We start from the raw sequence: 22,198 nt of genomic DNA on the forward strand, positions 1-22,198 counted from the left end.
CTAAACAGGGGCCTCGTCGGCACTGCCCAATGCAGTGCGACCGAGGACGAAAGGTGGCGGCTCCATCTGGCCGCAGGGGTGCAGGCCGCTGGAGGGGTAAACGTTCTTGGCGCGGGTCAGCGCGTCGGTCAGCGCCTTGATCTTCACGGCCCGGTCAGCCGTGGCGGTGCCGGCCCGGATGGCCAGCCAGTCGCGATAGGCCTTCTCGATCTCGGCCAGGTCGTCGCTGTTCACCCAGCAGATGCGCGGCAATATGTGGGCCGGCGTTTCCTGGCGCAGGGTTTCCTCGACAAAGTTGCGGAAATCGAAATCGCGGAAGCGCCCGGTAAAGGCGGGCAGGACGATGGTGATGCGGTCGCTGTAGGGATCGAGATCGGCACAGTCGGTGCAGCCGGAATCGACGCAGATGTCCATGAACGGGTCGCCGCTCTGCTCGGGCAGGAGCAGCAGATGCTCGATGACGTACAGGCCCTCGCCGCTGTAGTAGTTGCGGAGATGAGCGATCAGGCTGGCGATGGCCAGCTCCATCGCCTCGGCGCTGGCGAAATACTCGATGCGCCGGGCGATCACTTCGCCGCCGGCATCGACGATGTTGAAGTAATGGCGACCATCGCTCGTCGTCTTGCGTGAATAGCCCTCGGGGCGCTGGGCGCGGGCGATGGCCTGTTCCATTTCGTTGCGCGCCTTGGCCTTGGTCGTGTAGTTGGTACTGCTCGACAACAAAATCTTGGCGCTGACCGGATGGCGGACGCGGAAGCGGAATTCGTCGTTCGGCGTCGCATCGACCTCGGCATAGGTGTCGTAGGCCACCTCGGACAGGTTGCGCCGCTGCCAGTTGCCGATGTCGAGCAAGCGGGCGATGCGGCGTTCGAAGCCGGAGACGTTGTCGCTGTTCCACAGGTCGGCGTCGCCCTTCAGCGCCGCGTTGTAGGCCTGCCCGCGCTGGCCGCCGAGACGCGGATATTCGTCGAGGAAGACGCATTTGGCACTGGCCGCCTGGGCCGGCCCCATGCCGAAGCGGGCTTGCATCACGGCGGTGTATTCCTGGAAATCTTCGGCGTAACGCGCCAGCAGATGATCGAGGAAGCGGTTGCGGCGCACCAGCCCGCTACCGGCTGGTTCGACGACTTCGCCCAGCTTGCCGGCATCGAAGCCGGCGCCGTAGACCTTTTCCCAATCCGGGAAGCTGTCGACCAGCTGGCTGAAATAGCTCTGCGCCAGTTCGGGCCGGGTCGAAAACAGGTCGCGGGCATGGGCCAGTTGCGACTGGTAATTGGCCATCATCTGGTCGAAGAAGAGCAGCCAGGCCTTGAACTGCAGCGCCTGTGCCGCGCGCTGCGGTGAGGCGCCGGGCGGCAGACCGAATTCGGAGATGCCGTAAGTCGCCGGGAAATGCGTCTGGAAGGAACGGTAGTTTTCCGGGTTGCGATAGCGGCCGAGTGGAATCGGCAGGTCTTCGAGTCGGCCGTCTTCCAGCTTGAGGCGTTCGGCCAGCCGCAGATCGCCGAGCAGGTGGGCAACGCGCTCGGCATTCGGCGGAATCGGCAGGTTCTTCTTGTAGAAAACCAGTCGGCCACGCGTTGCCGAAAGCCGCGGCTGCATCCCGGCCGGGACCGGCAGACGCCACTTGTCAGCTGGCTCGACGGCCTTGCCGGCGCTATCCAGCGCATTGAGCAGGATGTCGCGGATGGCGACGACGCCCGGAATGTCCATGATCACGCTGATCACGTCGGAGAGCCGGACTTCGCTGCGCAGACTGGCGGCGGCGAGCTCCTCGTCGTCGATGAAGCCATTGACCAGCTTCGGGCCTTCGAAGATTTCCGGGATGCTCCACAGCGAGCCATCGGCGCGGTGGCGGGCGCGCATTTCGTCCAGCGTGTAGTTGAGCACCGGCGGCGCCAGGAAGCGATCAACGGCAAAGGCGATGTCGGCAGCAACGCGGTCGGCATCAGCATCCGGCTGCAGGTCAATTTCGGCGCACAGGCTGAACAGCTGCTGCCCGACCCGGTCGACACCAACGAAATCGGTGCACAAGGCGCGATTGGCATGCAGGGTGGCCAGCACGTCGCGATCGACGCCCTGCCGCAATTCGGCAGTGTCCTTGTCGTCCATGTAGTCGAGTAGAACACGGTAGCGGCCGCGCACGGCTATCGGGCGCTCGGTCTTGCTGCCGGTCGGTTTGGCGGCCAGCGTGCCTTCGGCCGGGTCGGCGTAGAGCGTCTTCGGCACCGGATGCAACCAGGCGTTCTTGACGCCGGGCAGGTCGATCAGCAGCTTGCGGTAGTCGGCCTCGGTGACCGGCATGCCGGGCAGGATGCTGCCTGCGCTGTCGAACAATTTGGCCATTTCGACGGCGTTGTCTTCCGATGCGGCGAGCAGGTCTTCGATCGGGAAACGGGCCCGATAGGCGAGATCGGTCAGCGCGTAGGCGAGCAGCTCCAGCGTCGTGATGCCGGGGTCGTGCGTATTGTGGTCGGTCCACTGGCGGCGCGACAGACGGCGCACGCTGTCGAGGCCGATGCCGGCCAACTGGCGCTGGTCGAGCGCCGGATCGGCGGGGGGCAGGGGCGAGATTTTGGGTTGCAGCAGCATGGCGTTTCTCGCGTCAGTCGGTGGCTTCGGCAATCACGTGCCGGGCCGCCGAAACGAGGATGGTGTCGGGCCGTTCGGCGACGATCTCGGCGACATCGTTGAGCAACAGGTCGCCGCTGCCGGCCAGACCGCAGCGGAAGTCGGTGACGAAATCGACGTAGGGCAGTTCCTCGATGAAATCGAGCAGCACCGAACGGTAGATGCGGCCGCCGAAATCGAGCTGCCGGCCCGCCGTGAAAGCCCATGGTGACAGCGCCTGGACGATGGCTTCGTGCAGTTGCCGGCGGGTGTAGTCGAAGGGATATCCGGCCCGGAAACGCACCTTGAAATCGAGCCGGATGGCCTGGTAAGCCGGATTGCGAACGCGCACCGTGACCTGCGGCGAGGCATGCGCCTGGGCCAGTTCAGTCATTTGCGTCAGGGTGTCGAGATCGACCTTGGGTTGCAGCAGGTCGGGCAGGTTGCGGTTGCGCAGGTCGGGAATGGCGACGATCAGCAGGTGGCCGGGCGCCATCCATGAGGTTTCGCTGGCGTGCGGAATGCACTTGACGCGATGCACGCCGGGGAAGTTTTCGAGCAGCAGGCGCTCGTAATCCCAGGGCGTGATGCAGCGCTGGCGATGGCGCAGGCGCTCGGCCGCCCGGCGGTTGAGCATGGCGGCGTTTTCGCCGGCCCTCCCGCCAAAGCTGGCGTAGGGCTGGGCCACCTGCTTGAGCGCGGCGGGCGGTGCCAGCAGTTTGGCGATGCTGCCCGGGGCCAGCGTTTCAACGGCCGGAGCCGCGGCGGCCGACCAGTCACGCACCACTTCAACGCCGTTGGCGTGCACGGCGAGCAGCTTGCAGGCCGCCGCACTGTCCTTGTTCACCGCCGCCTTGAGCCAGACGGGCCCGGCCGGCAGCCAGCTGTTGTCGGTCGTCGTCGAACGCGACAGCACCAGGCCGACGAGGCCGCTGGCGCGCAATCCACGACTGGTGTCGAGGGCGATTTCCTCCGGCGCCGCGGGGCGCCAGTGGTTGTCGCACAACACCGACCATTTGACCGGCTGCGCCTGCAGTTCGGGATCGGCGCTGCCCTCGGCAACCTGCAGCAGCAGGTGAATGCTGTCGCCGGCCCCGACGCCAGCAACGCCGACGATCAATTCGCCTTCGTCGGGATAGGCCGGCAGCAGGCTGATTTTCTTTTCGCTGACCCAGCCGAGCTGGCGGCGCAGGAAGGGGTGCTCGCGGCGCGGGCCGAAGGCACCGACATGGAAGAACTGCAGGTCGAGCGAGGCGGCGAAGCTGTCCTGATCGTCAAGCGTCAGGTCGACAACCGGCGATTGTGCGGCATAGGCCAGCGTGATTTCCTGCACCACCGGCGTATAGGGCTCGTTCAGCACCTTGGGGTCGCGCGTCTTGCGCGCCTCCTCCATCGTTTCGCGGCGGAAGTCAGCGTGCAGGAAATCCTCGATCAGCGCGACGGTGACGAAGCCGCTGCGCACGGCCGGTGGCGGCACGTTTTCCTGCTGATAGACCGGCTGCGCCTTCATGAAGCGCTTGCCAAACAGACGGCTGATCAGACTGCCGCCGCTGAGCATCGAATAGACGAAATTCTGCCCGACGTAGAGTGGCATGAAGACGGTCGCCGGCGCATTCGGGCTCAGCGTGCTGACGCCATCGACGCGGTTCATCAGGTTCAGCTCGCGCGAGGTCTCGCTGCCGCCGGCATCCTGATAGACCAGCCGGGCGGCGATCCCGTTGCTGACGGCGGCGACGTTCTTGTAGCTGGCATACCAGCCGGCGAAGTCGCCGGGCGCACCCTGCCAGCGCAGTCGAATCTTCAGGTCGGTCAGCGGTTTGCTCAATGCCTCGGGGCAACCGACCATGAAACGCGACCCCTTGACCGGTTGCGGGCCGAAGGGCTGGAAGGCTTTTTTCGGGTTGAGGGTGCCGAAATCGTTCTCGAGATCCAGCGTTTTCATGCCATCGACCGTGACACTGAGGCGGGCCTTGTCGAGGCGCAGTTGCGACAGCCCGGCATAGGCGGCAGCGGCTTCCGGCCGGAGCAAGAGCTGGACGACCGGCAGCGCGGTGGCGAAGGCCGAACCGTGCAGTGCGGCGTCGTAATCGACCACGGCCGGTTCGCCATCGGGCACGGTAAAGGCCAGCTTCAAATGGCCGGCGGCCAGCGTACCGGTCAACGAATACGGCCCGAGCCAGCCTTTTTCGCCACTGACAAAAGCCTGCAGGCGGTCGGCGATGGCCTGCCCGGCCAACCCGACGCTATCGGCAAAGGCGACATCCAGCGTTGCAGTCACCTCGCGGCGCCCTTCGCGCAGCCGCAGCAGCGACGAGGCCAGCGCAAAGCCGAGCGGCGCCGCAGCCAGCCCGGCGTGGCCGAAAGCCGACCAGTGCGGCTTGGCCGGATCTAGCGGCGTGCCGAGACCATCGGCCGAATTGGCCACCGGGGCGAAACGCACACCGCCGGCATCGCGATAGACACTGTGCAGCGCGGTGATCTTGCCTTGGCCGATCAGGGTTTCGCGCAACGGGGCGTAGAGGCGTTCGCTGCCATCGGCGCCCTTGCCGGCCGTGAAACGATGGGCCGGTGTGATGGCAAAGGGCGCCGTGCCTTTCTTCAGTTCCAGCGTCAGATGGGCGTGTTCGGGTTCGGCCGGCAGCGGCTCGAAACCGAGCACCCGGCGATACTGGAAATCGAGGTGGCGGGCGGTCAGGTCGTTCAGCGCATCCTTGGCCGGCGCCAGCATGTCGAGGAAGGCACCGAACAGGCCAAGATGCGGCGGCACGCTGCCGTCGTCGCGAGTGAGCATTTGCTCCGCATCGGCCGGGAAGTGGCCTTGCCAGTCGCCATCGGCCTGCGCCGGATCGAAACCGTAGTAGCGCAGCTGGGCGGCCAGCCGACGTGCTTCGGCGATGCGCTCGGCCGGGCTGCGGCCATCGACCGGGGCAAAACCGGGGTCGAGCGCGACCGGCGAGCGGTCTTCCTGGCTCTGCCCGAGCCGGGCAATTTCGTTTTGCAGGATGCGGTCGCTGGCCATGGTTTCCTAGCGCCCTCCGCCCGGTACCATCGCCGCGCGCAGCTCGTTGCTGTCGGTTTTGTAGAACGGGAAAACGAGGTTGAAGCGCGAGTTGGTGGCGCGCACTTCGTAGTCGAGCTGGATGTTCAACTGGCCGGTATTGGGGTCGGGGCTGTCCACGCTCAGCGTGATCACCTTGATGCGCGGTTCGTGGATCAGGATGGCCGTGCGCACGCGGTCGAGCAGCAAGGTACGCATCGTCGTGCTCATCGGTTCGAACATCATTTCGTGCATGTCGAGGCCGTACTTCGGCTCGAACAGCCGCTCGCCGGCCACGGTGCCAAACAGGATGACCAGGCTTTCATGGATGTCGGCCTCGTTGGAAACCATCACCGCGCCGCTGCGCGAAAAGCGCGGCGGAAAACTCCAGCCGGTGCCGAGGAAGGATTCGTAGCGGTCGCTGGCGTCACTCATGCCCCTGCTCCTTCGACCAAAAATAGCTTGTCATCGCGCGCCTCATCCGATCATCACCGTCGGGCTGCCCACCGCAGCCGAGGCGCCGCACAGGCAGGTGTCGCCAACGCGCAGGGCCGGCCGGCCGGCGATCATCACCGTCGTGCTGCCCATGGGAAACGGACTGACCGTCGGCACATGGCCGGGTGGCGGGATCGGGCAGACATGCATGTCGCCCACCACTGCCGCCGGCATGCCGCCAATCAGCACGGTCGGCACGCCCGGCCCGGTGATCGTTCCACCGTGGTTGCTGAGGTCTCCGACGCGGGCTGCTGCGGGCATGGGTTAGTTCTCCTGAAACTGTGTTAACCAACCCAAGACACTCGCTATTGATCCGGCCCGCAGATGTTCGTACTCGCCACCCCGGCGAAGGCCGAGAGCCAGAAGTTCAGGGCCAGCCTGTACTGGACATCGGCTTTCGCCGATATAACGGTAGGTTTGTACTTCATCGGGCCGGATCATTAACGGTACTCCACTGGCTGAATATCGCTCTTGAACCAATACTGCAGTTTCACTTTGCGTGTGAGGTCGTGGCTCCAGTTGCTTACAACCACACAGACTGCTTGGTCGCTCACGGTGTGCGGAAATGCGCGAGAGAATCCAGAGCCAGAACATTGCGAGCCAGGCTGACATTGGTTTAGTTGTCCTGGGGCATTCCACGACTCTACGTATAGACGAATTGCCGTTAAGGTTGCGCCCTTTGGCATAGCCCCACAGACAGCAGAACACCTGGCACGCTGCTGTTCATTTGCTCCAGCAAAGTCCATTAGTATCTTCTTAACATCGCCTCCAATACCAAGTGCGTTTGCGACCGGAAGAGCCGCGCCAGCGGCCTTTTCCGAATCCGATTTATTCGAGGAGCTTATCTTCGCACTAACGCCAGAGGCGGTGCCTGTTCCGTCCAAGCATGGAGGATCATCAACGTAGACATATGTTCCTGGAGGAACCGAGTCGAAGACAGTTTGTAGATACTCTCCTGACCTACAAGAGTCACACGCGGGCTCTCCATATTTTGCAAGTTGTGCCGTAGATGTATTCGAGAAAACGGCGCAGAGCATCACAACAGCAAGAAAACCAATCCGGAATCTAAGACATTTCATTTTGACCTTCCTTTCTATCGTGGTGAGTGAGGTACTAGGTGCCAGGATGAGTACTAATTAATCTGAACCATGGCGCCGGACAACTTGGCCATGCCGCCACCCTTGAGCTCAGCGCTGGCGCTGCCCTCAAGTTTCAGTTCGCTGCCGGCCTTGATTTCGAAACCGGCCGTCGCTTCCATCTTGGTTTCCGTCCCGGCCTTCATTTCGACCGCCTTGGCGCTCTCGAAATGGATGCCGTCGCTGTCCATCGTGATCTTGTTGCCGTTCTGGTCGGCCAGCGTCAGCGACTGTTCGTCCTCGTTGAGCACAATCGAATTGCCGGCCGGCGTCGACAAGGTCATGACGATCTTGTCGTCGTCGAAATGCACGGTCATGCCGGAACGGGTCTTCAGCATCTTTTCGTGGTTGTCGTCGCTGCCTTCAAGTGGCGCCGGCTTGGCGCTGCTGTGCAGCATGCCGAGGATGACCGGATGGCGCGGATCGTCGGCCAGAAAACCGACCGTCACCTCGTCACCGATTTCGGGGCGGAAGAAGAAGCCACGGTCGTCGCCGGCATCGAGGCTGGCCACCCGCGCCCACAGGCCGTCGCTGGCCAGACCGAGGAGCGGCAGTTTTACGCGGACGCGATGTTCGCCATCCGGGTCTTCGTTGCTGGTAACGACGCCAATCTGCAGGCCCGATACGCCGGGCAGCAGGGCATCGGCCTTCGATTTTCCGGGCGTCTCAAGATCGACGCCACCGAACTGCACATGCGTTTTCCAGCCCTGGACCAGACTGAACTCATGGCGCACGCCGGTGACCAGCACCTTGCCGTTGAAGCGTCGGCCAAGACCGGCCAGTTCGACCACCACGCCGGGTTTGACCGTGGCAATGCCCTCGCACTTGCCGCGGCCGGAAACCTGATCGACCCGGCGATACAGTGCGATGCCATCGACCCAGGCCTGCGTTTCGGCTTCCGGCAACGCAGGGTGGCGCACATCGAAGGCCTGATCGGCGACACCGGCCAGATCGTCGCTGCTCAGGTTGCCGGGTGGCGTGAAGGATGGCGTTCCCGCCTGAACCTCAACGGCTTCCTGGCTCGCCGCATCCCAGCTCGTTCCCTTGACTTCGGCGTGCTGCAGACGGGCGTCGATTTCGCCTTCGAATTCGAGCAGCGTCGCACCGTACTGCAGTGTGCAGAGCGTGGCGCCAGTCAGCGCCGGTTTGCGAACCACGACCTTGTCGCTCTCGCACCAGACCAGCTGGCCGTTGGCCCGCGCCCGGGCAAGGATGAAATCCCAGTCCGTACTCTGATACTGCAGCACCTGCTTGTGCGACAGCGAGCTTGCTTCGACATCTGCGCCCACACCGGCCGCGCTGAGCACGGCTTCGATGATGTCGCTGTCGGTTTTGTCGAAATAATCGGTCGAGCGCTCAGTGACGGCCAGCTTCATGGCGGCATGCCGGCAATCAACCACCAGTTGCGAGGCCGCCGCTTCACGCACCCGCGCACCCTGGCGAACCACCGTGCCGACGAACACCGAGGTACTGTCGCGCCCGGCCCCGGCCAGGATTTCGATGCTTTGCCCCGGCGTAAACAGGTCGCCATCGCTGAGCGGGAACTGCCCGGTCGACGCGGCGCCATCGACATAGACCAGCCGGGCCGAGGCGATGCGGTTGGCCGAAACCGTGACGCTGACCGAGAGTAGCTGGTGCTCGCGCGGCACCGCCTGGCCACCGGCCTTGATGGTGAATTCGCGATGTTCGGCGGCGATGGGCAGGGCGCGGGTTTCCGGCACGGTCTATTTCTCCAGTGGCGGAAAGAAGAGCTCGGTGCCCGGCTCGATGTGCCGGAAATCATCGAGCCCGTTGGCTTCGGCGACACGCAGGTAGAGCCGCGGGTCGCCGTAAATGGCATTGCACAGCGCCGGCAGCCGGTCGCCGGCCTTGAAGATGCGGCGGTGCGTCAGGTCCGGCGACTGATCCTGCGCGGTCGCAACACGCGTCTGGTCGTCGGAATTGTCGGTGAATACCGCCGTGATCACGGCGCGCAGCGGCACGCCATCGGCCCGGAACAGCTTGTAGGCAATCGAGGCGCTCTTCAGCACGCAGCGCTTGACCTGCAGCGTGCCCCAGACGACTTTCAGGTAATTCGGACGGTGGATGTCGCCGTTGTAGCCGGTCACCGTCTGGAACTGCTCGACTTCGGCCTGCACCTCAGCCTTGACGCCATTGGCGCCGGTGCCGTCGATGAAGAAGGTCAGCGTCAGGTCGCCCGGCTTGACCTTCTTGAACTCCATGCGGCTACTGGTCGTCCCGGAACCTTGCGCGGCGTCGTACTCGATTTCGTAGGACTGCGTGATTTCGGCCGGATTGACGTAGGCAGCAAAGTGGGCAATCGACTGGTCGCTGTAGTCCGGCTGGGCGTGCGCCAGGATGGTCAGCTTTTCCAGCGTCCCGTTCGGCGTGCCGCCGATGTCGATCTGGCCCATGCCGGCACCACCGATCACCGACCCGGCTCCCATGCCTGATGCGGGCCCGAAGCTCATCTCACGGCTCCTCGCGCTCGCGCAGGATTTCCAGCACGCGGGCGACGCACTCCTCGACCAGCGCCTGCTTGTCTTCGGCCGACGCAGCGCCCGAGCCAGTCGCTGCGCTGCCGCCAGCCTCGCTGTTGCCGACTTCGACGGAAATCACCACTTCATCGACGATGATGGGCATTTCGTTTTGCCTCCTAACTCTTGTCGACCGTGAAGTACTGGTAGGCCAGCTGCATCGACTCGACGGCGTAGGTGTTGTTGCTGGCGTTGAGGTCGCCGACCACCCATTTCGTTGGCCAGGCACCGATGACATGCCAGGTCATCAGCGCCGAGTGCGTCTCGTCGAGCAGCATGATGTCGACGTTGCGCAGCTCGATCTTGTAATCGACGATGCAGTCGCGAACCCAGTTCCAGACCGCCGAGCTTTTCAGCAAGCCGCGCTTGAGCACCAGTTCCGGATATTTGGCCCGGGTCGGGTACTTCTGCACGAAGCGGTTTTCGCCACCCTCCGGCACTTCCTCGCTACCCATCTCGACCGACAAGCCGCCAACCTCGGTAAAACGCGTGTCGGCCTGATCGGAGAAGCCGACGAAGCTCACCGAGAAGTGAAAGCCGACCGGCGGGTAGTAAAGGGCCATGGCCTGCTGCTCCAGTCGCCTTGCTACTTGTTCTCGACTGCCAGCCCTTCGTGGGCCAGTTCGATGGACTCGATCGCCACTTCGTTGCCCGCCGCCTTGAGCTGCGGCCCCTCGACCTTGACCGGGAAGGCGGACTGTATCTTCCAGGTCATCACCGGCTCATGATTCTCGTCGAGCAGGCTGATGGTCAGGTCGCGGCGTTCGATGGTGTTCAGCTTGACCGTCGACAGCCAGTTGAAGAAGTCGTTGTCGGACTTGACCACGCCGCGCTTCAGCGTGATGTTGCTGTACTTGCGCAGGCCGGGCATCTTGATCGACGAATATTCCGGAAAACTGCCATCGCGGTATTCGATGGCCTGGATTTCCTGCGTCAGGCCGGTGACCTCGGAGAAACCGATACGGATGCCGCCCCACTCGACACGGAAGTGGAAGACCGGCAGCGGATATTTGGATTGTGCAGCCATGGTGAATGTCCTTTCGCGTCAGGGTTCGGGTCAGCTGGTTTGCAGCTTGTGGGAGAACTTCAGGATGATGAATTCGGCCGGCCGCACCACCGCCATGCCGATCTCGACATTCATCCGCCCTTCCAGGATGTCCTGCGCATTCATCGTCACGCCCAGGCCGCAGCGAACGAAGAAAGCATCTTTCGGCACCGCGCCGGCCAGCGCCCCTTCGCGCCATTTCTGCGTCAGGTAGTTCTCGATCATGCCGCGCACCTTGACCCAGGTATTGGCGTCGTTCGGCTCGAAGACGGCCCAGTAGGTCGATTTCTTGATCGATTCCTCGACCATGTTGAAGAAGCGACGCACCGAGACATAGCGCCATTCGTTGTCGTTGCCGGCCAGCGTGCGGGCACCCCAGACCAGCGTCCCCTTGCCGACGAAGGCGCGGATGGCGTTGATCGACTTGCCGCCGGTGACATCGACATTCAGCGCGTCGGTTTCGCTGGTCGTGAAGCTGGCCGCCGGGGCGATGACGCCGTTCAGGCTGACATTGGCCGGTGCTTTCCAGACGCCGCGCTGGTTGTCGACCAGGGCATAGATGCCGGCGATGGCGCCGCTCGGCGGGCACAGGGTCAGCGTCGAGCCGATGCCGTTGATCACGTTGCGGTAAGGCAGGAAGTTCTCGAACAGCGTCTGTTCATTGAGGCCGCGATAGTTGGCAATCGCCGTGACGATGCCGGCAATGGCGCCGCTGGCGGCAGAAAATCCTTTTTGCAGGCCGCCCAAGGCGCTGTCCATCACCTCCTTGACCGTCGCGCCGCTGGTATTGCCGCTCGACGCCGCCGGTGCGCTGGCCCCGAAGATGGCGCCCCAGGCGGCGGTGGCGGGCGGGGTGTTCTGGTCCCATTCGACGGTGTAGGCGCCGCCGGCAGTGACGATGTCGGCCGCCATTTCCTTTTCCAGCGCGATCAGGCTGGAGAAGGCGGGGGCCAGCGTACCGGCGATCATCGTGTTGATGTCGGCCACCAGTTTGAGGTTGCTCAGTGGGCTGGCATCGACGAAGCCATCGACCACCTTGGCGATGCCGAAAACGTATTCGAAAAGCAGTGCGGCATCTGCCGGCACTGGCGCCGCCTTGGCCTTGTAGGTCGCCAGTTTCTTGGCGAAGGCGCTGGACAGCGTTTCACCGACCCCGGCATGGGTGCTAACGGCGTCGGCCAGTGCCGTGCTGTCGGCGGTCAGTTCATCGAGTGCGCTCAGGGCGGCGAGCAGTTGCGGCTCGGTGGTCAGATCCTTGAGCGGCACCTGAATGCCGTTCTTGAAAACCTTGTCCTTGACCTGGGCGTAGCCAACCGGCTTGCTGTAGTTGAGCTTCAGCCAGGGCGTGTAGGCGGCGCCGTATTTCAGGTTGTTGATGCCGATCTTGTCGCGGAAGCTGGCGCCATTCGGGTCGCCCTGGCGCAGGTCGAGCACCGCAACGCGGTCCTTCAGTTCGCCGCATTGCTTCAGCGCTTCCTGCTGGACGGCAGCGAGATCGTCGGCATTCAGCGTTGCGGCGTCGGGGAAGAGCAGGATGGTCGGCTCATCCACCTTGGCTACGGCCTGTACGCCAGCCTTGATTTCGTCGCGCAGCACCGATGCACCGCTGGTCTTGTAGGTGCCGACCGAGACGATGTAGCAGTCGCCGCCGCCGTTGTCGTAGAACAGCCGCAGGCTGTCGTACATGAAATAGCTGTTGCTGATGACGGCCGACAGGAAATTGCCGGCCTCATCGATATTGGCCGCCGTCACGGTATAGCTCGGACCCTTGCCGTAATAGGCCTCGAATTCGAGCAGGGACTTGATGCGGCGCGGCACATTGAGCAGATCGCTGGCGGAGATCAGCGTGGTGTTGGCGGTGTAGCCGACAAAGGCTGGAATCGCAGTTTCCACCTCGGCAACCGAGGGCGGGAAGACCGAAATTTCCTCAATGTAAACATCCGGAGTACGGTAGGTTGGCATGGACTGACCCCCTTCTAAGGTTTGGCGAGGTGGACGATGAAACGCGCCTGCGCCCGGTCGGAACCGGCCTGGGGCAGATGCTGGACGAGAACTTCGGCATTGCGCCTCAGTTGAAGCTTGCGATAGCCGCCAGCCCGCCGGGCGACCGGCTGCTGCGACTGGAAGAGGACGATGCGGGTGCCGGCATCACCCAGGGCCGAGGCCGGCAGATCGTTGTCGGTGAAATTGTCGGTGGTGATTTTTTCGAAACTGAGCGCTGTCCGACCCTGTTCGCCAGCGCCGGCATCAGCCAGCTGCAACTGGCCGAATTCGGCGGCACCGAAATTGCGCGCCACGACGTAATACTGCAGCTGCTCGCTGCGGGCCTGCAGCGCGATGCGGAAAACCGGCGGATTGGCGTAGAAGCCACGATCCACCGTCAAGGCCAGAACACCCCATAAAGCTTCGTCCGCCAGCGCTGGCGAGTGCAGCCAGTGCGAGGTCTGCGCGGGGCCACCGGCCGTTTCAAGCAAGGCATATCGCCCCGTCGGCCAGTCGCGGGTTTCAAAGGCGGCCTCGTCCTGCCCGGCGCTCAGCGTCTGTCCGACCAGCGGGACGTCAGCGTACTGCCAGCTCAGGGTCAGCGGCCGGCCGGCCTGAACCGGTGCGACACGCTGGCGCGGCGCGATGAATGTGGCAGGCAGGGCCGGATCGAGACTGCGCGGGGCGTTCTGGTTGCCGTAAAGGACCAGCCCACCGGAAGCGACCGGCGCTTCGGTGAAATTGGCGAAGTAGGGATTGACCACGCGCAGACCAATCAACAGGGTCGTGCCATGAATGTCACGCAGGGCATTGTCGGCATCATCGGCTTCGAACAGCACGCGCAGGCGACCGTCCCGCACCCGTGTCAGCAACTTACCGGCGGCCAGCGCCTGCTCCGCGCCCGGCACCACGAAATCGATGTCGGCACAAAGTCCCCGGTAGTAACCGTGCTCGACTTCAACTTCGCAAAGGGTGCGGAAATGGATGCTCATTTTTCGTGCAACTCCAGCCCGATGTCGGTGATCGGCGCACCCGGCATGAAGGGCTCCTGATCCTGGATGGTCACCAGCCGCGCCCGGTAGAGCACCGAGGGCTGGTACTTGGCACCGACGCTGGCCCAGATCTGGTTCAGGGTTTCCGGCGTCACGCTGTACAGCTCCATGACGATCTTGCCGATGCGGGAATCGAGTGCCGGGTAATCGTCGGCACTGAAGGCCGGGTGCGACTGGAAGAAGGTCAGCACGTTCGACAGGGCTTTCAGCGTCAGCGGGTAGTCATTCATCCGGGCCGCGAAAAGCAGCGTCAGGTTCAGCTTAAGTTCCGGCTGCAGCACCATCTCGCGACCATTGCGCATGATCCTGGCCGGCACCTGCTCGCGCAGCACGCGCTCTTCCTCGATATTGACCAGACAGAGCCTGACCGTACCGCTGGCGATGGCCAGATTGCCTTTTTCATCGAGGATGCCGCCCGGCACGACCTGGCCCAGCGAAGCCGAGCCCGTCCGGCGCAGCAGGTAGGCATTGAATTGATCCGCCAGGAAGGTCACCGCCACATCCAGCATGCCGCCTCTTTCATCGATTTGAACCTGGCGCCGGCGACCCAAAAAAGAGGGCCAGCACACAGACGAAACAAACTTCCGATTTGCGTTGCAGAAACGTAAATTTCAGTAAAGCACAGTAAATATTTTTTGTCACCGGGATTTTCAATATGCATATTTTCTGATGCACCATGAAAATACCCCATCGCCGAATTGACAAATTCAACAGCAGCAATTAAAACGATTGTATTCTTTTAAACTGATCAATGAAGGATTGTTATCCGCACGTTGTCGGATTTTAGCGACACATAACAAAACCAACTTTCTCGGCAGCCAGGCTTGAACTAAACCTCAAGATGACATGTCGATAGTAGAATGTGCTTCAAAAAAGACCGGTCTCGCTTCAAAAAAACTGATCGCCACATTGTTTCGCCAGCAGTAAAAAACACCGCGTAATGTCCTGAAAGGTGAGTCATGCAGCCTGTTTTTCGCACAGCCATGCGACAGCGAATCGCCCAGGCGCGAAGCTTTGATGACCTCGGCTGCCTGCCGGACAAAATCCTTGATCAGCCCCCTCCTGCCAGCAAGCCGACCGCCCGGTCGATCGGCAACCCCGCGCCCGATTCATTGCCGCCAGCCTGTCGGCAATCCAGCTGCACCAACGACTGAACCGTAAGGAGACCCACCATGGCCAAGAAAGCCCTTTGCATCGGCATCAACAATTACCCCGGCACCCACATGGACCTGCAGGGCTGCGTCAATGACGCCAACGACTGGGCCGGCGTGCTGACTGAGCGCGGCTTCAAGGTCAGCAAGCTGCTCGACGACCAGGCCACCAAGGCAGCGATGATCGATGCCATGGCCGCGCTGATCGGCAAGGGCGCCAAGGGCGACACGCTGGTCATCACCTTCTCCGGCCACGGCACCTACCAGCCGGACACCGACGGCGACGAAGCCGACGGCCTCGACGAAGCGCTCTGCCCCTACGATCTGCAGACCGGAGGCGAAGCGCTGACCGACGACGAAATCCGCAATCTGTTCCTGACCCGCAAGGCCGGCGTGCGCGTCGTGCTGCTGTCCGACAGTTGCCACTCCGGCACCGTGACCCGCGCCGCCAAGGCCGAGAAGGATGCCGACACCCGGCCGCGCTTCATGCCGATGGGCAACTGGCTACCGGAAAAACTGCTGCCGAAGAACCGGGCCGGCAAGGTGGCCACCACGATGGTGGGCGCCGCCGGCACCACGCCCTTCTTCGGTGCCTATTCGAACAAGCTCGGTGACCTGCTGATTTCTGGCTGCAAGGAAGGGCCGAACAATTTCAGCTACGACGCCCGGATCAACGGCCGCTACAACGGAGCCTTCACCTATTACGCGCTGAAGGCGCTGAAGAGCCTGAAGGCCGGCGCCACCTACGCCGACTGGCACAAGGCCATCGCCAAGTACCTGCCCTCGGCCAGCTACCCGCAGGCCCCGCAGATCGTCGGCAGCGCCACCGCTCGCAAGGGCAAGATTTTCGAATAAACCGCCCGCCGCCCCCAACGCCGTTCAGTTAATGGAAAAACGCTTGCGTTTGTCGTTCCCACTTTCGCACCCCAAGGGTACTTCCTGCGGGGCGCGGGAATGAGGCTTAACTGAAGCACATTGGCCCGCCGCCCCAGCCCTGACAAGGAGACTCGCATGTCCCAGCGCCTCTACAAGATTCGCGGCAGCCGCGAAGATGCCATTCGCCGCGCTGCCGGCGGCCCGCAACCGCTGTTCCGTTTATTGCCGGGAACCGCCCGGGATGGCAGCGGCGATCAAGTCGAGGTCAGCGGCGACACCGTGGTTCGGGTCGAACTCGACAACGGTTTCGTGCTGTGGAGCCGGGTCGACGACCTGTCGCGCGATTTCGGCACGCCGCCGGCCCGCGACGGCAGCGAGGCCTGGGACTTCAGCCGCCTGACGCCGCGCCACACGGCGAGCAGCGAGCGCGGACTGGGCGGATTGGCCATTCGCGTACTCGAATTTTTCGGCGTCGACCTGGCCGAAAAAGCCGCCGGCAAACTGGGCAAGCACTTCGAGGAAAAGCTGCTCGGCAAGCAAGCCCCCGGCCTTTACCGGCTTGATCTGGCCGGCGACTTCGCGCTCAAGCCAATCGCCGACAACGAAGCGCTGCCCGCCACGGCCGGCCCGTTGCTGATCTTCCTGCACGGCACCGCCTCGTCCGGCCAGGGCAACTTCGGCAAGTTGTGGGATGCCGGCAATGCCGAAGGCGCCCGCCTACGGGAATCCTTGCTGCCCAGCTATGGCGACCGCGTCTTTTCGCTGGAGCACCGGACGCTGACGGAGAGCCCGATCGACAACGCGCTGGCCCTGGCCAAACGCCTGCCGGAAGGCGCCGAAATCCATCTGGTCAGCCATTCCCGTGGCGGCCTGGTCGGTGAAGTGATGGCCCTGTCAGGCTGTGCCGACCTCGGCAAGACCTTGAGCAAGGAACACGTCAAGACACTGTTCGCCGCCGACCGCACACTGGCGCCGCAACTCGGCCTGCTGCCGCTGTCCGATGCCGAAATGAAGGCGCGTGACGCCGCCTACGACGGCGACCGCAAGCGCCTGCTCGAACTGATCGACGTCTTCGCCCAAAAGAAACTGCGCATCGGCCGCTTCGTTCGCGTCGCCTGCCCGGCCCGCGGCACGACACTCGCTTCCGGTCGCCTCGACCGCTGGCTGTCGGTGCTCGATTACGTCGCCACCGCCGCCACTGGCGACGGCCTGTTCGCCGATGGCCTCGATTTCCTGCTCGCCGTCGTCAAGGAGCGCACCGATCCGCGCACTCTGCCCGGCGTCGAAGCGATGATGCCCGGCTCGGCCCTGACCCGCCTGCTCAACAACACGCCGGAACTGGTCAGCAGCGCCGACCTGTCGGTGATCGCCGGCGACATCGAAGCCGGCGACGGCCTGTGGAACACGCTGAAGGTGCTCGCCACCGACTGGTTCTACAAGAACGAACACGATCTCGTCGTCGATACCGCCTCGATGAGCGGCGGCCTGCCGCGCCTCGGCAATGGCGCCCGCGTCCGTCAGGACCAGGGGCCCAAGGTCAATCACTTCCGCTACTTCACCAACGAGCAGAGCGTGCGCTGGCTGCGCGCCGGCCTGACCCGCAGCGACGGCGACAGCGGCGGCTTCCTGCCGATCGCCGCCAAACCCTACGTCGGCCCGCGTTGCGCGGCGGCCGTCAGCCGCAGCCGTGGCGGCAACAAGCCACGGCCGATTGCCATCATGCTGCCCGGCACCATGGGCAGCGAACTGAAGGCCGGCGACGACGAAATCTGGCTGAACTACTGGGCCCTGCTCAAGGGCGGCCTGAAAAAGATCGCCATGGGCCGCGACGAAATCACGCCAGTCGGGTTGGTCGACGAGTTCTACGGCCCGCTGGTCGAATTCCTGGCGCGTAGCCATCAGGTTGAAATCTTCCCCTACGACTGGCGTTTCTCGGTTCGCAAAGCAGCGGCGAAACTGGCGGTCACGCTTGAACCTTTGGTCAGCCAGGCCGAACGTTCCGGCCAGCCGTTGCGCCTGGTCGCCCACTCGATGGGCGGTTTGGTTGTCCGCTCGATGATCGCCGATGGCGCTGCCGGCACGGCGCTGTGGAAGCGCATCATACGCCTGCCCGGCAGCCGTTTCCTGATGCTCGGCACGCCCAATTTCGGCTCCTACGAAGCCGTGCGCTGGCTGACCGGGTTCAACCCGACCGAGGGCAAGCTGTCGCTGCTCGACATCACGCACAGCACCGACGACATCATCGGCCTCGTTGCCCGCTACCCCGGCCTGCTCGAACTGCTGCCCTTCGCCCCGGACGATCCGGATTTCGCCGACCAGTCGCGGTGGACGGCGCTGCGCAAGGAAATCGGCGCCCGCTGGGATACTGCCGAAAGCAAAGACCTGCAGGAAGCCGCCGCCACCTGGAGCTTCCTCAAGGCGGCCGCGCCCGATCCGCAGCACATGGTCTATGTCGCCGGCAGCCAGCCGGCCACGGTCATCGACTATCAGCTGAGCGCCGGCGACATTCCCTTCCGCCCCGACCTCAAGCGCCTCGAATTCATTGCCACCCGCGAGGGTGACGGCACCGTTGCCTGGGCTTCTGGCCGCCTGCCGGGCGTACCGGTCTGGTACGTCGACAACACCGCACACGACATGCTGTGCGCCCAGCCCAAGGCCTTCCCCGGCTACCTCGACATCCTGGTCAATGGCCAGACCAGCCTGCTGCCCAGTGCCCCCCCGGCCCGCAGCCGCGCCGCCGCCGGCGAGGAACGTTTCGTGCTGCCACCGGCCCCGCCGGCCGATGGCATTCCGTCGCCCGACGATATGGCCGGCCTCGGCTTCTCCGGCCAGTTGCCCGAAAGCATCGAGAGCGAACGGCAATCGCCGCCGATCGAGGTCAGCATCCGTCACGGCAACCTGACCTACGCCCGCCATCCGGTCGTCGTCGGCCACTACCAGGGCGACACGGTGATCAGCGCCGAAGCGGTGCTCGACCGCCAGCTCGGCGGCCACCTGACCCGCCGCCTTGATCTCGGCATCTACCCCGGGCCGCTCGGCAGCCACACCGTTTTCCTCAACGACTCACCGACCGCCAAGCCCAAGGGCGCCATCGTCGTCGGCCTCGGCCAGATCGGCGGGCTCAGCCCCGGCCTGCTTGAATCCTCGGTGCGCGATGCCTTGCTCGATTTCGCGCTGAAGGTCGCCTACTGGCCCGATGCCCGCTTTGGCGAGGAAGGCCGGCCACGGTCGGCCGCCGTCACCTGCCTGCTCGTCGGCACCGGCGCCGGCGGCCTGCCGATCGGCGATTCGCTCGAAGCCATCCTGCGCGCCGCCATTGCCACCAACGCGGCGCTGGCCGAACACGAACTGGAAGGCCGCGTCCTGATCGACCGCCTCGAACTGCTCGAACTGTACGAGGACGTGGCCATCACCGCCGCCGAAGCGCTTGGCCGCATCCTGCAGAACGAACAGCTGGCACCGGCCATCCGCTGGCCGGCCGGCTGCGTTGAAACCGCCCAGGCCGGCCGTCGCCGGGTGCGTTTCGACACCCCCAACGAGTGGTACCAGCGCCTCGAAATCGTCCGCCAGGAAGATCGCCTGCGCTTCCTCTTCCCGACTGATCGGGCGCGTGCCGAAGAAACCCTGGCCACCGGGCAACTGGCGCTGGCCGATGCCTTTGTCAGGATCGCCAGCCGCGACACTGGCCAGAACTCCGAAGCGGCCAAGACGCTGTACGAAATGCTGCTGCCGCTGCGCCTGCGCGAACTGGCGCCGCAACAGGGCAACCTGGTCGTCATCGTCGACCGCCAGTCGGCCTGCTACCCCTGGGAGCTGCTCGAAAACCGCTGGAGCGTCGGCGAACGGCCGCCCTCGGTCGCCGCCGGCTTCGTCCGCCAGTTCCGCACCGCCGACTTCCGTCAGCGGCCGGCCCACGGCTTCGCCAACACGGCGCTGGTCATCGGCGACCCCGATCTGCAGAACGCCCCCGACTTCTGCGACCTGCCCGGCGCCCGCGACGAAGCGCAACTGGTCGCCGAACAACTGGCGGCCGAAGGCTACGAGGTCACCGACTGCATCGAGCAGACGGCAACGCCGATCATGGAATCGCTGCACAAGAACAGCTGGCGCATCCTGCATCTGGCCGGGCACGGCGTGCATGAATTCCCGGTGCCGGCTGGCAAGGATGCCGACAATGCAGCGAAAAAGCCCACCGACAAGGCCGTAAGCAAGGTTTCCGGCATGGTCATCGGCCCGAACAATTTCCTGACCCCGGGCGACATCGCGCAGATGCGTTTCGTGCCGGAACTGGTCTTCGTCAATTGCTGCCACCTTGGCCGCGTAGATGGCAATCGCGACCTCGACCGCCTCGGCCTGGCGGCCAACCTCGGAGAGGAATTCATCCGCATGGGCGTGCGCGCCGTGATCGCTGCCGGCTGGGCGGTGGATGACCGGGCCGGCCAGGCCTTTGCCGCCACCTTCTATCGCGGCATGCTGGCTGGCGAAACCTTCGGCGAAGCGGTCCGCGTCGCCCGCGAGGATGTCTGGCAGCGCTTCCCGGACGTCAACACCTGGGGTGCCTACCAGTGCTACGGCGACCCGGACTTCCGCTTCCACCGCGATGGTTCGGCCCCGCAGCACATCGTCACGCCGTTTGCCACGGCCCACGAACTGGTCGCTGAATTCGAGAACATCGCCGCCGACCAGCGCGCCGGGGCAACTGACGACGCCTGCGGCAAGATCGAACGCCGTTTGGCGCGCATTCCCGCCAACCAGAAAGCCAGCTGGCTGGCCCGGGCCGACGTGCAAGCTGCACTCGGCCTGGCCTGGGGCGAAGCCCGCTGCTGGCCGGAAGCCATCGCCTGCCTGGAAAAGGCGCTGACGGCCGACAAGGGCGACTGCTCGATGCGGGCGCTGGAGCAATACGCCAATTTCCGCGTGCGCTACGCGGCCGAACGCTGGCAAGGCGCCAGCCACAAGGCGGCCAAAACGCGTGAAAAACTGCGGGTCGAACAGGCTGAGTTGATCGAGTCGGCCATTCTCGATCTCGACACCCTGTGCCAGCGCGCCCCCACCGTCGAACGCCTGAACCTGCTGGGCAGTGCCTACAAGCGACTGGCGCTGGTCGAGGCAGAAGGGCCACGCCGGATGGATGCGCTGGTCAACATGGCCCAGCACTACCGCCTGGCTTACGAGCGGCGGCGCGATGCCTATGCCTTCACCAACTGGCTGGCCGGCGCCCTGCTCACCGCGCAACGCGGCGAATCCCCAGCTGCGGCTGATCCAGTCGCCATGCAGCGCGAACTCGATGCCTTGCTGCGCGAACTGGCCCAGCGCAACGAAGCCGATCCGAACTTCTGGGATAGCGCCAGCCTGGCCGATCTGCAACTGATCAAGCTGCTGTCGCAACCGGCGGCACCACCACGAAAACGGGGCGAGGCGGCGTCGCCGGCCCCCGGCGTTGCCGTGCTGCACGCCTACCGCCACGCCATCGCCCGTGGCGCCAGCCCGCGCGAAGTCTCGTCGGTGGCCGAGCACATCGACTTCCTGCTCACCCTGTGGGCGCCGGATGACAAGGCCAACCGGCGCATCCTCGAACAGATTCAGGAGAACCTGTCATGAGCCCGCGCCAGAGCAAGGCCGCCCCCCAGGCGGCAGCAGCAACGAAAGCACTGAGCCGGCGCCGGAGCGTCAGCCATTCCGCCCCCGCCCCGGTCAGCCGCGACGCAGCGCCTGATTTCTCGAAAACGCCGCTCGACCAGATTCCATTGAGCGACCTCTCCCCCCGCGCCCTGATCGCCCCCAACTTCCGGGTCTATGAACTGACCCGCTCCGACCTGGCGGCGCGTCAGGGAATCGACAACAGCTTCGCCAGCGACGCCGAACTGCGCGCCGCGATTCATCTCGCCCGCCATGTACTGCAGCCGATCCGCGACAAGTTCGGCTCGTTTTCGCCGAACAGCGTCTATCGCAGCCAGAACCTGGAGCGCTCGCTGAAGCACAAGCCGGCAACCTGGCTGAGCACCAGCCAGCACGCCCGCGGCGAAGCCTGCGACATCGAGATCGTCGGCATGGCCACACTCGAACTGGCCGCCTGGGCCCGCGACCACCTGGCCGATTTCGACCAGATCATCTGCGAATGCTACGACCCGGCCAAGGGGCCAAATTCCGGCTGGGTGCATATTTCGCTGAAACCGCCCGGGGCCAGCGCCAATCGCCAGCAATGCCTGAGTTATGTGCGCGACCCGGCAACAGGCCGCCTGGTTTATGTGACCGGCCTGACAGCAATGGCCTGAG

15 protein-coding genes are annotated in these 22,198 nt (G+C 64.3%); 3 read left to right on the plus strand and 12 right to left on the minus strand.

The features are described 5' to 3' along the window. From KI617_RS16995 to KI617_RS17050, 12 genes are all read right to left on the minus strand, one after another. Positions 1 to 2,592 carry a YegP family protein gene (locus KI617_RS16995; protein ID WP_226448283.1) on the minus strand — a complete coding sequence of 864 codons (2,592 nt, stop codon included), beginning with the start codon at positions 2,590 to 2,592 and terminating at the stop codon, positions 1 to 3. Between the two features lie 13 nt (positions 2,593 to 2,605). Next, a complete protein-coding gene (locus KI617_RS17000; RefSeq protein ID WP_226448285.1) occupies positions 2,606 to 5,629 on the minus strand; it encodes a baseplate J/gp47 family protein in 3,024 nt (1,007 codons plus the stop codon). Between the two features lie 6 nt (positions 5,630 to 5,635). Then, entirely contained in the window at positions 5,636 to 6,082 is a 447-nt protein-coding gene (locus KI617_RS17005) for a GPW/gp25 family protein (protein ID WP_226448287.1), read from the minus strand. 42 nt (positions 6,083 to 6,124) lie between these two features. Next, positions 6,125 to 6,403: a PAAR domain-containing protein gene (locus KI617_RS17010; RefSeq protein ID WP_226448289.1), complete on the minus strand. Its 279-nt coding sequence runs from the start codon at positions 6,401 to 6,403 to the stop codon at positions 6,125 to 6,127. A gap of 871 nt (positions 6,404 to 7,274) precedes the next feature. Further along, positions 7,275 to 8,999, minus strand: coding sequence for a type VI secretion system tip protein VgrG (vgrG, locus tag KI617_RS17015; RefSeq protein ID WP_226448291.1), 1,725 nt, complete (start codon positions 8,997 to 8,999; stop codon positions 7,275 to 7,277). A gap of 3 nt (positions 9,000 to 9,002) precedes the next feature. Continuing rightward, entirely contained in the window at positions 9,003 to 9,749 is a 747-nt protein-coding gene (locus tag KI617_RS17020) for a CIS tube protein (RefSeq protein WP_226448293.1), read from the minus strand. Position 9,750: 1 nt separating this feature from the next. Next, a complete protein-coding gene (locus KI617_RS17025; protein ID WP_226448295.1) occupies positions 9,751 to 9,921 on the minus strand; it encodes a DUF5908 family protein in 171 nt (56 codons plus the stop codon). A 13-nt stretch (positions 9,922 to 9,934) separates the two neighbouring features. Beyond that, a complete protein-coding gene (locus KI617_RS17030) occupies positions 9,935 to 10,378 on the minus strand; it encodes a phage tail protein (RefSeq protein ID WP_226448297.1) in 444 nt (147 codons plus the stop codon). A gap of 23 nt (positions 10,379 to 10,401) precedes the next feature. Further along, a complete protein-coding gene (locus KI617_RS17035; RefSeq protein ID WP_226448299.1) occupies positions 10,402 to 10,842 on the minus strand; it encodes a phage tail protein in 441 nt (146 codons plus the stop codon). A 30-nt stretch (positions 10,843 to 10,872) separates the two neighbouring features. Further along, the gene (locus KI617_RS17040; RefSeq protein WP_226448301.1) at positions 10,873 to 12,822 is read right to left on the minus strand and encodes a phage tail sheath family protein; all 1,950 of its coding nucleotides are present in this window, start codon (positions 12,820 to 12,822) and stop codon (positions 10,873 to 10,875) included. 14 nt (positions 12,823 to 12,836) lie between these two features. Then, positions 12,837 to 13,835, minus strand: a complete 999-nt coding sequence (locus tag KI617_RS17045; RefSeq protein WP_226448303.1) for a hypothetical protein — start codon at positions 13,833 to 13,835, stop codon at positions 12,837 to 12,839. Beyond that, the gene (locus KI617_RS17050) at positions 13,832 to 14,404 is read right to left on the minus strand and encodes a DUF4255 domain-containing protein (protein WP_226448305.1); all 573 of its coding nucleotides are present in this window, start codon (positions 14,402 to 14,404) and stop codon (positions 13,832 to 13,834) included. The genes KI617_RS17045 and KI617_RS17050 overlap by 4 nt, the downstream gene beginning before the upstream one ends. 663 nt (positions 14,405 to 15,067) lie before the next feature. Between KI617_RS17050 and KI617_RS17055 the strand changes: the two genes are divergently transcribed. From KI617_RS17055 to KI617_RS17065, 3 genes are all read left to right on the plus strand, one after another. Then, positions 15,068 to 15,901: a caspase family protein gene (locus KI617_RS17055; protein ID WP_226448307.1), complete on the plus strand. Its 834-nt coding sequence runs from the start codon at positions 15,068 to 15,070 to the stop codon at positions 15,899 to 15,901. 156 nt (positions 15,902 to 16,057) lie between these two features. Further along, entirely contained in the window at positions 16,058 to 21,523 is a 5,466-nt protein-coding gene (locus KI617_RS17060; RefSeq protein WP_226448309.1) for a CHAT domain-containing protein, read from the plus strand. Then, positions 21,520 to 22,197: a D-Ala-D-Ala carboxypeptidase family metallohydrolase gene (locus KI617_RS17065; RefSeq protein ID WP_226448311.1), complete on the plus strand. Its 678-nt coding sequence runs from the start codon at positions 21,520 to 21,522 to the stop codon at positions 22,195 to 22,197. Before KI617_RS17060 ends, KI617_RS17065 begins: the two co-directional genes overlap by 4 nt. Position 22,198: the final 1 nt, after the last annotated feature.

The sequence above is a fragment of the Ferribacterium limneticum genome, assembly GCF_020510625.1.
GTDB classification, from domain to species: Bacteria; Pseudomonadota; Gammaproteobacteria; order Burkholderiales; family Rhodocyclaceae; genus Azonexus; species Azonexus limneticus_A.

What these genes read in the sequence shown, in the direction of transcription:
- KI617_RS17065 (WP_226448311.1), top strand. Translation starts at nt 21,520, where the DNA reads ATGAGCCCGCGCCAGAGCAAGGCCGCCCCCCAGGCGGCAGCAGCAACG.
- KI617_RS17005 (WP_226448287.1), bottom strand. Translation starts at nt 6,082, where the DNA reads ATGAGTGACGCCAGCGACCGCTACGAATCCTTCCTCGGCACCGGCTGG.
- KI617_RS17010 (WP_226448289.1), bottom strand. Translation starts at nt 6,403, where the DNA reads ATGCCCGCAGCAGCCCGCGTCGGAGACCTCAGCAACCACGGTGGAACG.
- KI617_RS17035 (WP_226448299.1), bottom strand. Translation starts at nt 10,842, where the DNA reads ATGGCTGCACAATCCAAATATCCGCTGCCGGTCTTCCACTTCCGTGTC.
- KI617_RS17050 (WP_226448305.1), bottom strand. Translation starts at nt 14,404, where the DNA reads ATGCTGGATGTGGCGGTGACCTTCCTGGCGGATCAATTCAATGCCTAC.
- KI617_RS17025 (WP_226448295.1), bottom strand. Translation starts at nt 9,921, where the DNA reads ATGCCCATCATCGTCGATGAAGTGGTGATTTCCGTCGAAGTCGGCAAC.
- KI617_RS17030 (WP_226448297.1), bottom strand. Translation starts at nt 10,378, where the DNA reads ATGGCCCTTTACTACCCGCCGGTCGGCTTTCACTTCTCGGTGAGCTTC.
- KI617_RS16995 (WP_226448283.1), bottom strand. Translation starts at nt 2,592, where the DNA reads ATGCTGCTGCAACCCAAAATCTCGCCCCTGCCCCCCGCCGATCCGGCG.
- KI617_RS17045 (WP_226448303.1), bottom strand. Translation starts at nt 13,835, where the DNA reads ATGAGCATCCATTTCCGCACCCTTTGCGAAGTTGAAGTCGAGCACGGT.
- KI617_RS17000 (WP_226448285.1), bottom strand. Translation starts at nt 5,629, where the DNA reads ATGGCCAGCGACCGCATCCTGCAAAACGAAATTGCCCGGCTCGGGCAG.
- KI617_RS17060 (WP_226448309.1), top strand. Translation starts at nt 16,058, where the DNA reads ATGTCCCAGCGCCTCTACAAGATTCGCGGCAGCCGCGAAGATGCCATT.
- KI617_RS17055 (WP_226448307.1), top strand. Translation starts at nt 15,068, where the DNA reads ATGGCCAAGAAAGCCCTTTGCATCGGCATCAACAATTACCCCGGCACC.
- KI617_RS17020 (WP_226448293.1), bottom strand. Translation starts at nt 9,749, where the DNA reads ATGAGCTTCGGGCCCGCATCAGGCATGGGAGCCGGGTCGGTGATCGGT.
- KI617_RS17040 (WP_226448301.1), bottom strand. Translation starts at nt 12,822, where the DNA reads ATGCCAACCTACCGTACTCCGGATGTTTACATTGAGGAAATTTCGGTC.